Below are 12,910 nucleotides of genomic sequence, written 5' to 3' on the forward strand. Positions count from 1 at the left end.
TTACCCTGGCCTATGCCTGTCTTCGTCCATGCCATCGCGGCGGTCGTGCCGGATACCGTTTATCCCCAACGGGTCATCCGCGACGTGATCCGCGCGCAGCCCGAACTCGACCGGCTGGGCCAGCGGCTCACCACCGCCATCTTCAATGCGTCCGGCATCGATCAGCGGCATAGCGTGGTCAGGGACTTCCTGGGGGGACCGGACGACGCCCCCGGCCTGTTCTACGACCCGGCCACGGGCCGGATGCTCACGCCCGGCACCGGGGCACGCAACGACTTTTACACGGTTCACGCGGCGGAACTGTTCGTGAGGGCGGCCCGGCAGGTTCTCGCCGCCTGCCCCGGCCTGAAGGCCCAGGACATTACCCACGTCGTGACCGTGTCCTGCACGGGCTTCTTCGCCCCTGGCCCGGATTACGCCGTCGTGCGGGCGCTGGGGCTCGCCCCCCACGTGCAGCGGTTTCACGTCGGATTTATGGGCTGCTACGCCGCTTTCCCCGCGCTCAAGATGGCCAGGGCCTTTTGCGAGGCCGACCCGGACGCAGTGGTCCTGGTGGTCTGTGCCGAGCTGTGTACCATCCACATGCACTCGGCGGACGACCCGGATACCCTGATCGCCAACTCGGTCTTTGCCGACGGGGCCGCCGCCGCCCTGATCAGTGCCCGGCCACCCGCTGCCGGGACGCCCGCCCTGCGGATGGACCACTTCGAGACGACCCTCACCCCGCCGGGGGTGGGCGAGGCCGACATGGCCTGGACCATCGGTGACCAGGGCTACGACATGGTGCTGAGCACCTACGTCCCCGACATCATCGAGGCGCATATCCAGGGTGCGCTGCTGCCGCTGCTGGCCCACGAAGCCGCCCTGGCAGGGGCGCCGCACCGCGAGGTGGAGCACTGGGCCATCCACCCGGGCGGGCGCAGCATTCTCGACAAGGTGCAGGGGAGTCTGGGCCTGAGTGACGACCAGCTCCGGCCCTCGCGCGAGGTGCTGCGGCGCTACGGTAACATGAGCAGCGCGACGGTCCTCTTTATCCTGGCGGACCTGCTGCGCAGTGCTGACGAAGGAGGGGCGGGGGACCGGGGGCGCGTGTGCGCGATGGCCTTTGGTCCGGGTCTGACGGTCGAATCGGGCCTGCTGACGAAGTTCTCGGGGCTGGACTGATGGGACTGGATTTCTCGCGGCGGGCCGCGGACCTGCATGAGCGCATGGACGAGCCGGACTGCGACCTGCCCACGCTGAGGCGCACCTACGCGCAGTTCGCCACCGTTAACGCGCTGGTGGCAGGCTGGCGACAGGTGTACCTGCGGGAACTGCGGCCCCGGCTCTCCCCCGGGCGGACCATGACCCTGCTGGACATCGGCTGCGGCGGCGGGGACGTGCCGCTCCGGCTGGCCCACTGGGCACGGCGCGACGGGCTGCGGCTGCGGGTGACCGCCATTGACGCCGACGAACGCGCCGTCGCCTACGCCTCGCCCCTTGCTCAGCCCGGCGTCGAGTTCCGGCAGGCCCTCAGCGGCGACCTGGTGCGGGAGGGCCAGCGGTTCGACTTCGTCACCTCCAACCACCTGCTGCACCACCTCACCGACCCGGAACTGGTCGCCCTGCTGCGCGACAGCGAGCGGCTGTGCCGCGTCCGGGTGCTCCACAGCGACCTGGCCCGCAGTCCGCTGGCCTACCGCCTGTTCAGCGTGGGGGCGCGGCTCTTTCCCGGCACCTTCATCCACGAGGACGGCCTGCTGTCGATCCGGCGCAGCTATACGGCGGCCGAACTCGCGGCGCTCGTCCCCCCGGGCTGGGCAGTCCGGCCCCTCTTTCCCTTTCGCTACCTGCTGACCTACACGGGGCCGAATGCTTGACGTGCTGATCGTGGGGGGCGGCCCGGTCGGGCTGTTCCTCGGGTGCCTGCTGGCGCAGCGGGGGCTGAGGGTTCAGGTGCTGGAGCGCCGCGCGGAGCCGGGCGTCCACTCGCGCGCCATCGGCATCCATCCGCCAGCGTTGGAGGCGTTCGAGCCCGCAGGACTGACCCAGCCCCTGCTGGACGCCGGGGTCCGCATCACCCGTGGCCTGGTGCGCGGCGAGGAGGGCCTGCTGGGCGAACTGGATTTCCGCGCCGCCTCACCCCGTTACCCCTTCATCCTCTCGCTGCCCCAGCGGGACACCGAGCGTCTGCTGGAGCGCCGTCTTCAGGACCTCGCCCCGGGGGTCCTGCGGGGGGGGGCCGAGGTGCGGGCGCTGCACGACTGCGGTTCGCACGTGGCCGTGACCTTTCGGGCAGACGGACGGGCGCGGACTGTCCAGGCCCGCCTCGTGGTGGGCGCCGACGGTCGGCGCAGCCTGGTCCGGCGACTGGCGGGCATCGGCTATCCCGGCGGCACCTACGCGGACAAGTACCTGATGGGGGATTTCCCGGACACCACCGCTTTCGGTGACGCGGCGGTGATCTTTTTGACCGGGGCGGGCGTGGTGGAGTCCTTTCCCCTGCCGGGCTGGCAGCGGCGCTGGGTCGTCCGCACGGCCACGCTGCGCGGCGGGGCGCAGGCGCGCGACCTCGGGACGTTGGTGCAGGGCCGCACCGGCTTTTTCCTTCCGGCAGGGGAGTGCACCATGCTCAGCGCCTTCGAGGTGCGGCACCACCTGGCCGCCCGGCTGGTGGCGGGCCGGGTGCTGCTGGTCGGCGACGCGGCGCACGAGGTCAGCCCCATCGGGGGGCAGGGCATGAACCTGGGCTGGCTGGACGCGGCCGCGCTCGCGCCGCTGCTGGAAGAGGCCGTGGCAGACCTGGCGGCTGCGGGACCGGCGCTGCGGCGCTACGAGCGACGGCGGCTCCGGTTCGCCCGGCTCGCCACCCGGCAGGCCGAGTTCAATATGCTGTTCGGACGCCCGGCCCGTGGAGGGGCGCGGCGCGTGCGGGAAGAGGCGCTGCGTGGCCTCCTCTCGCCTCCCGTCCAGCCCCTGCTGGCGCGGGCCTTTACGATGGGCTGGCTGTGAGGGGAAGGTACTGCACTCCCAGAGAAAGGCTCTCTTGCCAAACATCCTGATCGCCTCACAACCCATCGCCGGACACGTGCTGCCCCTGGTCCCGATTGTCCGGGAACTTCGCTCGCGGGGGCATGGAGTGCGCTGGTATACCGGGCGCAAGTATGCCCGGCAGGTGGAGGGCAGCGGCGCCACCTGGGAACCTTTCGTCCACGCCCGCGACTACGACGACGCGGACTTCGGCTCGGCCTTCCCGGGAAGGGACCAGCGGCGCGGCCTGCGTCAGCTCCAGTTCGATGTCCGGCACATCTTCGTGGGGCAGATCGAGGGGCAACGGCAAGACCTGCGGGATGTGGCGCGCGGCTGGCCGTACGATTTGGTGCTGGCCGACCAGACGGTCGCGGCGGCCCTGCTGCACGAGGAACTCGGGGGTCCCCCCTGCGCCCTGCTGGGCGTGCTGCCGCTGGGCATCCCCAGCCGGGACACCGCGCCCTTCGGGCTGGGCCTCGCCCCGGACGCCTCACCGCTGGGTCATCTTCGTAACGGCTTGCTGGCCTGGGCCACGCGGCGGGTGATCTTCGGCACCGTCTCGCGCGAACTGGAAGCGATCTGCCGCCGTCTGGGCCTGCCGCCACGGGCCTTCGTTCCCCCGGTCGCGCCCAGCCTGATGCTGCAACCCACGGTCCCCGCGTTCGAGTACCCCCGGAGCGACCTGCCCCCGCAACTGCATTTCATCGGTCCCCTGATTCCCGAAGGCCCGGCTCGCCCACTGCCGGAGTGGTGGCCGGAAGTGCTGGCCGCAGAACGTCCGGTGGTCCTGGTCACGCAGGGCACCCTCGCCACCGACCCCCGGCACCTGATCGCCCCGGCGCTGGAGGCGCTGGCGGGCGAGGACGTGCTGGTGGTCGCGGCGGGGGTACGTGAGGAGGTCCTGCCCGGTCCTTTGCCCCACAATGCGCGCGTGACGCCCTTTGTCCCCTTCTCCCGGCTGTTGCCCCACGTCGCCGTGTACGTGACCAACGGCGGCTACGGCGGCGTGCAGCAGGCGCTGACGTGCGGCGTCCCCTGCGTGGTCGCGGGCCGCAGCGAGGACAAGGCCGAGGTGGCCGCCCGCGTGGCCCACACCGGAGTGGGCCTCAACCTCAGGACCGACCGGCCCGTGCCGGAGCGGGTGCGCCGGGCGGTGCGGACGCTGCTGGACGACGGGCGGTTTCGCGAACGGGCCGGGAAGCTGGGCGCGGAGCTGCGCGCCCACAACGCCCCGCGGGAGGCGGCGGACCTGCTGGAGGCCCTGATCGCGCGCAAGGGGGAGCGGCATGGCTGAAGCTGCGGGCACAGGCGCCGGAGCGGTGCTGCTGGTCACCGGGGGCTGCGGGTTCATCGGCAGCAATTTCGTGCGCTGGTGGCTGGAGAACGTCCCCGGAACGCGGGTGGTGGTCTACGACAAACTCACCTACGCGGGACGCCGCGAGAACCTGGCGGAGCTGTGGGACCGGCCCGACCTCCACCTCATGGTGGGGGACATCGCGGACCTTGCCCGGGTCCGGCGGACCTGCCTGGAGGAGCGCGTGACCACCCTCGTGAACTTCGCGGCGGAGTCGCACGTGGACCAGTCCATCGCGGCGCCGCTCCTCTTTACCGACACCAACGTGCGGGGCACCCACGCGCTGCTGGAGGTCGCCCGGGAACTGGGCCTGCGCTTTCATCAGGTTTCGACCGACGAGGTGTACGGCGACGTGCCCGCAGGCGAGCGCCGCGCCGAGGGGGACCCGCTGGCCCCGCGCAGCCCTTACGCGGCCAGCAAGGCTGCCGCCGACCACCTGGCGCTGGCCTACCACGCCACCTACGCGCTGGCGGTCACGGTCACGCGCGGCTCGAACACCGTGGGGCCTTATCAGTACCCGGAAAAGGTTCTGCCGCTGTTCGCCACCAGTGTCCTGCGGGGCGAGCCGCTCCCCCTTTACGGTGACGGCCTGCAACAGCGCGACTACATGCACGTTCGTGACCACTGCGCGGCCATCGCGGCGGTTCTGCGCTCCGGCCAGCCCGGCGAGGTCTACAACGTGGGCACCGGCACGGAACTGACCAACCTGGACCTCGCCTGCGCGGTGCTGGACACCCTGGGCGGGGACCGGGGGCTGATCCGGCATGTCGGGGACCGCCCCGGACATGACCGGCGGTATGCGGTGGCTACCGGCAAGGTGCGCGCTCTGGGCTGGCTGTGCCGGTTCACGCCGATCCAGGCGGTGACGGAAGCGGCCCGCTGGTACGCGGAGAACGGGTGGTGGTGGCGACCCATCCGCGAGGGCGACTTCCGTGAGTACTACCGGCGGCAGTACGCCGAGCGCCTCACCCAGCCCGGAAAGCCGGAGGGCGAACCGTGAGTCTCCCGCCCCGCCGCGGCGTCGTCCTGGCCGGTGGCCTGGGGACCCGGCTCTACCCGGCGACGCTGGCCGTCTCCAAGCAGCTCCTACCGGTGTACGACAAGCCGATGATCTACTACCCGCTCACCACGCTGATGCTGGGGGGCCTGCGCGAGATTCTGGTCATCTCCACGCCCGCCGACGTGCCGCGCTTTCAGCAACTGCTGGGCAGCGGCGAGCAGTGGGGGCTGCGGCTCACGTACGCCGTGCAGCCCGAGCCGCGCGGCATCGCCCAGGCCCTGCTGCTTGCCGAACGCTTTCTGGAGGGCCGCGCCTGCACCCTGATCCTGGGCGATAACCTGTTCTACGGCTACGATCTGGCGGGCCGCCTGCATACCGCGCACGCCCGAAGGGAAGGGGCGACCATCTTCGCCTACCGGGTGAGCGAACCGGGGCGCTACGGGGTGGTGGGCTTCGGTGCGGCGGGCCAGGTCACCTCGCTGGAGGAAAAACCCGCGCGGCCCGTGTCGGACTACGCGGTCACCGGACTGTACGCTTATGGCCCGGAGGTGGTGGATATGGCGAGGGAACTGCGGCCCTCGGCGCGGGGTGAACTGGAGATTACCGACCTGAACCGCTGTTATCTGGAGCGCGGCCAGCTCACAGTCGAGCGCCTGGGCCGCGGCTTTGCCTGGCTGGACGCGGGCACCCACGACAGCCTGCTGGAGGCGGCCTCCTTTGTGCAGACGCTGGAGCGCCGCCAGGGCCTGAAACTCGCCTGCCCCGAGGAGGTCGCCTGGCAGCAGGGCTGGCTGGACCGCGAGGGCGTGCTGGCCTGCGCCCGGCGCCTGGGCCCGGGGCCCTACGCGGAGTACCTGCGCCGGATCGTGCAGGGCGCAGACAGGGACGGTCAGCCGTGAGCCGTCTGCGGGACGAGGTGGCCGCCGCCCTCACCTTCCAGACGTACCCGGCGGCCCCCGAGATCAGCGGGGTGTGGACCTTCCCCCTGCGTAAGCTGCGCGGCGAGAACGGCGCCTTCATGGAGGTTCTGCGGCTGGGAGAGGAGGGCGTGCAGGGCCTGCCGGGACTGTTCACGCCCCGGCAGTTCAGTGTGTCCTGGGCCGCCCCCGGCCGCCTCAACGCCTTTCACCTGCACCCCCTGGCCGAGCAGAACGAGCTGTGGTGCGTGCTCGCCGGGCAGCTCCTGGTGTGGCTGGTGGATGTCCGGGCGGAGAGTGCCAGTAGCGGCGTGCGCCGTTCCATGATCCTCAGCGGCGAGGCCCCCACCCTGCTGATGATTCCCAGCGGCGTCGCCCACGGGTTCCGTGCCGGGCCGCAGGGCGCCACCCTGCTCTACGCCGTGGACGCCCAGTTCGACCCCGCCCACCCCAACGAGGGCCGTCTGCCCTGGGACTTTTTCGGCCCCGAGCTGTGGGAGGAGGACCGGGGATGAGGCGGCTGCTCACGGGCGGGAGTGGGCGTCTGGGCCGGGTGCTGCGGGGATTGCTGCCGGACCTGCTCTGCCCCACCTCCCAGGAGCTGGACGTGACCGATGAGGGGAGTGTCCTGCGGATGGTCCGCGAGGTGCAGCCTGCCGTCATCGTCCACGCGGCGGCGTTCACCGACGTGGCGGCGGCCGAGCGGGAGCGTGCCCGCTGCTGGAACGTGAACGTGAACGGCACCCGGCACGTCGCCCAGGCGGCCCGCGAGGTGGGTGCCAAACTGGTCCACCTCAGCAGCGATTACGTCTTCGACGGCCAGCGCGGCGACTACGCGGAGGATGACCCGCCGGGCATCCCCACGACCTACTACGGCCTGACCAAGCTGGTGGCTGAGGAGGCGGCCCGCCTGAGTCCGGCGCATCTGATTCTCCGCACCAGCTTCCGGCCCTCGCCCTTTCCCCATGCGGCCGCGTTCAGCGACCTGTACACCGGGCAGGACTACCTCGACGTGATCGCCCCGGAGATCGCCCTGGCGGTCGAGCACGCGCTGGAGATCCGTGATCCCATCCTCCACATCGTCACCGAGCGCAAGAGCGTCTTCGAACTCGCCCGGCGACGCAGCCCCCTGGTGCGCGAGGGCCGCCGGGACGAAACTTCCCTTCACCTGCCCGCCGACGTGAGCCTGAAGACCGCCCGCTGGGCCAGCCTGAAAGCAGAGTGGTCGGGGCGGTGAACCGTGTGCTGGGCTGGCTGGCCGCCGCCCTGCTGGGCTTCCCCGCGGCGGCCCAGCCCGCCTCCTTCGGTGAGGTGCGGGTCGCGGGCCTGAGCTTCCTGCGCGGCACGCTCCCCCCACCCGATGCCGGGGCGCTGGATGGTCTGGGAACGGCCCAGGACTGTCCCCGGCCCACTGCTCCCCTCGATCAGCTTCTGTATGACCACCTGCTTGATGAAGGCGCGGCGCTGAGCTGCGGCAACCGCTTCGAGAACCTGCTGCATTTTCCGGGCGACGAACCCTCCGGCTCCGGCAGTTATCCCGCGCTGGCCGACCAGATTCGCGGCGCGCGGCGCGAGGTCCTGATCGCCAACATGGTCTGGGACGGTGGCCAGAATGCGCCGGGCACGCTGCTGGCGCAGGCCCTGGCCGACCTACACCGCCGGGTTCGGGCACATCCCGAGGCTTACCCGCAGGGCCTGACCGTGCGGCTTCTGCTGGGCAACAGCGTGCGCTTCGACAGTCCCCTGGACCCCACGGCCAACGTGTTCAACGCGGCCCGTGACCTGCTGGATGCGGGCCTGTCGCTGAACGGCGCACCCGAACCGGGCTGGAAGCTCGAAGTCGCCAACTACCGCTACGCCTTTCCGCACAGCCACATGAAGCTGCTGGTGGTGGACGGGGATGACGTGACGACCGGCGGCTTCAACATCAGCACCATGCACCTGCCCGCGTCCACGCCGGGCGGGCAGGCGCTGGCCGACCTGGGCCTGCGGGTACGCGGCCCGGTCGCGCGACAGGCCGCAGCGGCGTTCCGCGACGCCTGGCAGAGCAGCCGAGAGCTTTCCTGCACGGCGAACGCGGCGGCGGCAACCGTGCGGCAGGACTGCCACCTCGGCGGCCCGGCCCCGGCTTACCCGCTCGTCTGGTTCGGCCCGCCGGAGAAGGCCGGAGAGGCGCGGGTGTATGGCCTCTACCGCCGCAACGGCTTTCCGGCAGGCGATACGGCCCTGACCGCCCTGTTCGGTGCTGCCCAGACGCGCATCGACCTGCTCCAGTCACAGGTGAGCGGCGACCTGACCTGCGACCTGAGCCTGACCACTCCGGGCGGCTGTCCTCTGGCGCAACACGGATTGCCGGTCTGGCAGGCCATCGTGGGCGCGATCCGCGAGCGGCATGTCCACGTCCGGCTGGTGCTGGACCAGACCCCGGTCCTCCAGGTCGAGGCGCTGACCCTGCTGGGCAGCGTGCAGGCCGAACTGCGGTCCCTGGGGTTGCAGGACTGCCTGGAAGCCCGCTGGGCGGGGCACCGCCTGCACACCAAGGCGGCCATCATCGACGGCGCGATGACGGTGGTGGGCAGCACCAACCTGCACTTCTCGTCCTTCGGCCCCGGCGGCCTGACCGAGTACGACCTGGCGACCAGCGACCCGGCGGCGGTGGGCGCGGTGCAGGCGACCTTCGAGGACGAGTGGCGGCAGGCCAGACCCGTGACCCTGCCCTGGTGGTTGCGGCCGTAGGCTCAGCCCGACACACCCAGCCGGGTGAGCCTCTCACGCAGGGTGCGCTGGAGCATCACCGGATAGGCGTGGAAAAAAAGGCCGGTCGCCAGCAGCCAGCCCGCCGTCTCCCCCTGCCCCCGCAGGCCGGTGAGCAGCACCAGGCTGGCGGTGATGCCCCCCAGCAGGACGTGGCTGAACTCGGCCTCGCGGGTGCGGCGCTCGTAGTGGCGGAGGGTGGCCCGCGTGCCGTCAAAGCCCTGCGCCCCGCGCCGCAGGCGTTCCCAGCCCACGGCGCGCAGCAGCCGCATGTAGCCGTAGACGCCCAGGCGGCGGTAGAGCGGCGTTTCCCAGGCGCGCACCCGGAACCAGCCCGCGCGCAGCGGCAACGGCACGGCCCACAGCAGGTAGAGCGCCCACCACATCAGCAGCACCTGCATGCTCAGGGCCAGCGGCAGGCCATGCCAGCCCAGGCGACGCTGTGCGCTGACACTCAAGGCCAGCACGGCGAGCAGGCCAGGCAGGACCCCCAGGGCGCGCGCGTTCAGGGCTGCCCCAGCGCCCGCGTGATGCTCGTCCGCCCGGCGCGGTAGGCGGGCCACCATCCCGCCAGCAGGCCGAGCAGCAGGCTCAGGCCCAGCGTCAGCGCCAGCAGCCGGGGCGTGAGGGCCGCGCCGTCGATCCCGGCGACGCGCTGCGTCATCCAGTTGATCGCCCAGACACCGGGCACGCTGAGCAGCACCCCCGCCGCCCAGCTCAATCCCGCGAGCAGCAGGCTTTCCGAGAGCACCAGTTGCCGCAGGAACTGCGGTCTGGCCCCGATGGCCCGCAGCAGGGCGAATTCACGGGTGCGCTCGTGGAGGGTCATCAGCATGGTGTTGGCGACTGCCAGCCCGCCCACCACCAGAGCGACCAGCGAGAGGCCCAGGCTGAGCGCGTCCGCGCTGCGCAGCACCTGCCCGGCCGAATGCAGCACGTCGTCCCGCGTGCTGACCTCCAGTTGCAGTTGCCGCCGGAGCTGCGCGGCGATCTGTGGGGCCTGCTCGGGGTCACGCAGTTTCAGTGCCACGAAGGAGAGCTGATCGCCGGTGCCGAACGCCCGCTGTGCCCCGGTGAGCGGCAGGAAGGTGAAGGTGTCAGTCAGGTTGTTCAGGGGCTGCAACACACCGACGATCCGCGCCCGGTAACGGCGGCTCACCATGAACTCGCCCCCGACGCCCAGGCCCAGATTCCTGGCCGCGCTCGCACCCAGCACCGCGACCGCCCGCCCCTCGTCTTCCGGCAGCAACAGTCGGCCCTGGGCGGCCCGGGCCCGCGGAAAGAGGGCCTGGACCCCCTGGCGGGCGGGCAGACCGTAATACACGGCGCTCTGGGTGGGGTCGAGGGCCTGTTTGATCTCGGCGGCCACCGGCGTGATCTCGGCCAGGCCCAGTTCCCCTGCCTGAGCTTTGAGGGTGGTGACCAGCGCCCCGGGGAGGTTGGGACCGGGGAGCAGCGCCAGTCCCCCCGCAGGGCGGGCCACTTGCAGGTCGGGCCGGGCGCTCCGCAGTTCCTGCCGCAACTGCCCCTTCAGGCCCTCGCCCAGCGACAGAAACAGCAGCATGCTGGTCACCGCGACCACCAGCCCCAGGAGGGTCAGCAGCGTCCGGACCGGCCGCCTTTGCAGTCCCCGGGCGGCGAGGTGCCAACGCTCTGCGCTTCTCATACGCCGCCAGCCTATCCCAGTGTTGAGCGCCGGACAGGGCCGGTCAGCCCGGCGTCTTGGTTGGCGGTCACGGCAAGAAGCGTCAAGGTCAGGGCGCTTTCAATATTGGGCCTCCTCCGGCCCTTGCATGCTCACGTGGGTGACGAAGACGCGGCAGGAGGAGGCGCTCTTCGACCGAGAGCAGATACCTGCTCTCAACAGTTGGATCGCAAGTTCATGACCAAGACCAAAATGGATCAGATATCTGATAGCTTCGAATATGCAAATCCTGCTGGTTGACCGGGGGCACTGGCATGCGCCGCTGCATCTCCAGGCTTTTGCGGCGAGCGGTCAGCCTGTCTCGTTCCCACCGGAAAGCGCGGAGGACCCGCTGGAGGCCGCCCTGGCACAGTCACCGGAACTGCTGATCTTGCTCGGTCCTCCCGGAGACATGCTGCGTGACCTGCGGCGCTGTCTCGAAGCCGGAATCCCGGTCGTGCTCGAGAAACCCGTCGGACGGGCTGCGGGGGAGCTGGCGCCCCTGGCCGAGCTGGCACAGCGGTGGGGAGCGTTCGTCAGCGTGGCCCAGCCCCATCTTCAGAACCGGTTCTGGGCCGTCTGCACCGGGGAGGCGGGCGGTCCCCTCTCGCACCTGCGCTTTCGTCTGGTGAACGGGTCCCCGCGACGGTACCGGCAGATGGGCGTGCCATGGGTCCTCGACGAACAGCGGGCGGGTGGCGGCGTCCTGCGGAATCTGGGTATCCACGGGATCAGCGCATTCCTGAAGGCCACCTCCGGCAGGGTGCAGGTGCATTCCTGCGTGCTGAGCCGCCGCCTGTACTGGACGGAGGCCGAGGAGTACGCCAGCGTGGTCCTGTCGGCAGGCGGCGTGATCGGGCACGTTGAGGTGGGGTACACTGCCGCGCTGGACAGCGCCAGCGAGTTTGAACTGACGGGCCACCGGCGTGACCTCACCGTGCGGGACGACGGGCAGCATCTGAACGTTCTCGACCGCTGTGCGGGACAGGTCCGTTCGGAACCCGTCCTGCCTCTGGCCCGCCGCTACGAGCAGTTCGCGGCCGCTACACTTCAGGCTCTGAAGGCCGACCAGCCGCCTCCACACCCGTTGGCTGACCACTTGCAGGCGATGCAGGTGATCGACGAGTGCTACGCCGTGGCGACGTGGGTGAACACATGAGGGCCGGGATCATTGGCGCGGGCTGGTGGGCCTCCCGGCACGCGCAGGCCCTGCAAACTCTCGCGGGCTTCCGGGTCGAGGCGGTCTACCAGCCGAATGCGGCCTCCGCGCAGGCCTTTACCCGTGACCACGGGGGCCGGGTGGTCAGCGAGGTCGGCGCCCTGCTGCACGATCCGCGGGTGGACGCCGTGTTGGTCGCCGCGCCGCACCGCGAACACGCGGACCTGGCCGTCCAGGTGCTGGAGGCAGGCAAGCCGCTGCTGCTGGAAAAACCTGTGGGCATCACCCCGGACGAGACGCGGCGCGTGCTGGCCTGCATCGAGCGGACAGGGGTGCCCTGCCTGGTGGGCTTCACCAGCCACTACTTTCCGGGGTTCCGGGCCGCCAGGGCGCTGCTGGCACGCGGTGACCTGGGGCGCCCCCTGGCCGGGCAGGGCGTTTTCCAGAAACTCTGGATAGAACACAACCGGCGCCCCTGGCACCTGGACCGGGACCAGGGTGGCGGAATGCTGTTGACCGCCGGGATTCACGTCGTGGACCGCCTGATGTGGCTGATGGACCGCCGGGTGGCGAGCGTGGCGGCCAGCGTGGGAACCCACCTCCACGACCAGAACGCGGACGATCTCGCCAGCCTCTTTCTGCGCATGGAGGGCGGCGCGGCGGGCCTCGTCGGCTCCTTCGGGTACGCGCTGGGCGGTCCCCTCAACACCACGCACATCCTGTGCGAGCGGGGGGGCTTGCGGGTCGGGGCGGAGCATCTGGAGGTGGCGACGCAGGGCGATTGGGCGCCCATGCCCCTCGACCCGGTGGAGGACGTGACGCTGCACGCGCTGGGCCTGGAGTGGCTGGACCTGGCCGCCTGGGTGCGGGAAGGCCGCGTGCCGCAGGTGACGCCGAAATTCGCCGCGCAGGTCATGCAGGTCGTATTTGCTGCGGAGGAATCGGCCCGGATGGAGCGTGAGGTGGCGTTGACAGAGGCCTGAACACGTCAGGGTGGTGAGGCTTCGTCCAGCACCACCCCATCCCCATTCTT

Annotated in this window: 13 protein-coding genes; 11 read left to right on the forward strand and 2 right to left on the reverse strand. The window is 70.9% G+C overall.

What is annotated here, in order from left to right; translation table 11 throughout:
* The first annotated feature begins 12 nt into the window (after positions 1–12).
* The 9 genes from E5F05_RS01525 to E5F05_RS01565 are packed head-to-tail and all read left to right on the forward strand — an operon-like array spanning position 13 to position 9,016.
* Positions 13–1,164 (forward strand): type III polyketide synthase, encoded by a 1,152-nt coding sequence (locus E5F05_RS01525; protein ID WP_146719724.1) that lies wholly within the window; start codon positions 13–15, stop codon positions 1,162–1,164.
* Positions 1,164–1,859, forward strand: coding sequence for a class I SAM-dependent methyltransferase (locus tag E5F05_RS01530; protein ID WP_146719725.1), 696 nt, complete (start codon positions 1,164–1,166; stop codon positions 1,857–1,859). Before E5F05_RS01525 ends, E5F05_RS01530 begins: the two co-directional genes overlap by 1 nt.
* Positions 1,852–2,991, forward strand: a complete 1,140-nt coding sequence (locus E5F05_RS01535) for an FAD-dependent oxidoreductase (protein WP_146719726.1) — start codon at positions 1,852–1,854, stop codon at positions 2,989–2,991. The genes E5F05_RS01530 and E5F05_RS01535 overlap by 8 nt, the downstream gene beginning before the upstream one ends.
* Before the next feature lie 34 nt (positions 2,992–3,025).
* Positions 3,026–4,303 (forward strand): glycosyltransferase, encoded by a 1,278-nt coding sequence (locus tag E5F05_RS01540; protein ID WP_244944466.1) that lies wholly within the window; start codon positions 3,026–3,028, stop codon positions 4,301–4,303.
* A complete protein-coding gene (gene rfbB, locus E5F05_RS01545) occupies positions 4,296–5,363 on the forward strand; it encodes a dTDP-glucose 4,6-dehydratase (protein ID WP_146719727.1) in 1,068 nt (355 codons plus the stop codon). Before E5F05_RS01540 ends, rfbB begins: the two co-directional genes overlap by 8 nt.
* Positions 5,360–6,262 carry a glucose-1-phosphate thymidylyltransferase RfbA gene (gene rfbA, locus E5F05_RS01550; RefSeq protein WP_146719728.1) on the forward strand — a complete coding sequence of 301 codons (903 nt, stop codon included), beginning with the start codon at positions 5,360–5,362 and terminating at the stop codon, positions 6,260–6,262. The genes rfbB and rfbA overlap by 4 nt, the downstream gene beginning before the upstream one ends.
* Positions 6,259–6,795: a dTDP-4-dehydrorhamnose 3,5-epimerase family protein gene (locus E5F05_RS01555; protein WP_146719729.1), complete on the forward strand. Its 537-nt coding sequence runs from the start codon at positions 6,259–6,261 to the stop codon at positions 6,793–6,795. Before rfbA ends, E5F05_RS01555 begins: the two co-directional genes overlap by 4 nt.
* Complete coding sequence (locus E5F05_RS01560) at positions 6,792–7,517, forward strand: SDR family oxidoreductase (protein WP_146719730.1); 726 nt, start codon at positions 6,792–6,794, stop codon at positions 7,515–7,517. Before E5F05_RS01555 ends, E5F05_RS01560 begins: the two co-directional genes overlap by 4 nt.
* The gene (locus tag E5F05_RS01565) at positions 7,514–9,016 is read left to right on the forward strand and encodes a phospholipase D-like domain-containing protein (RefSeq protein ID WP_244944467.1); all 1,503 of its coding nucleotides are present in this window, start codon (positions 7,514–7,516) and stop codon (positions 9,014–9,016) included. The genes E5F05_RS01560 and E5F05_RS01565 overlap by 4 nt, the downstream gene beginning before the upstream one ends.
* Positions 9,017–9,018: 2 nt before the next feature.
* Here E5F05_RS01565 and E5F05_RS01570 read toward each other — a convergent pair whose 3' ends face one another.
* A complete protein-coding gene (locus E5F05_RS01570) occupies positions 9,019–9,600 on the reverse strand; it encodes a glycosyl-4,4'-diaponeurosporenoate acyltransferase CrtO family protein (protein WP_146719731.1) in 582 nt (193 codons plus the stop codon).
* Positions 9,540–10,700, reverse strand: a complete 1,161-nt coding sequence (locus E5F05_RS01575; protein WP_146719732.1) for an ABC transporter permease — start codon at positions 10,698–10,700, stop codon at positions 9,540–9,542. Before E5F05_RS01575 ends, E5F05_RS01570 begins: the two co-directional genes overlap by 61 nt.
* A gap of 259 nt (positions 10,701–10,959) precedes the next feature.
* Here E5F05_RS01575 and E5F05_RS01580 point away from each other — a divergent pair, with 259 nt between their 5' ends.
* Positions 10,960–11,877, forward strand: coding sequence for a Gfo/Idh/MocA family protein (locus E5F05_RS01580; RefSeq protein WP_146719733.1), 918 nt, complete (start codon positions 10,960–10,962; stop codon positions 11,875–11,877).
* Positions 11,874–12,860, forward strand: coding sequence for a Gfo/Idh/MocA family protein (locus E5F05_RS01585; protein ID WP_146719734.1), 987 nt, complete (start codon positions 11,874–11,876; stop codon positions 12,858–12,860). The genes E5F05_RS01580 and E5F05_RS01585 overlap by 4 nt, the downstream gene beginning before the upstream one ends.
* The last annotated feature ends 50 nt before the right edge of the window (positions 12,861–12,910 follow it).

It is taken from the genome of Deinococcus metallilatus, from assembly GCF_004758605.1.
GTDB lineage: Bacteria > Deinococcota > Deinococci > Deinococcales > Deinococcaceae > Deinococcus > Deinococcus metallilatus.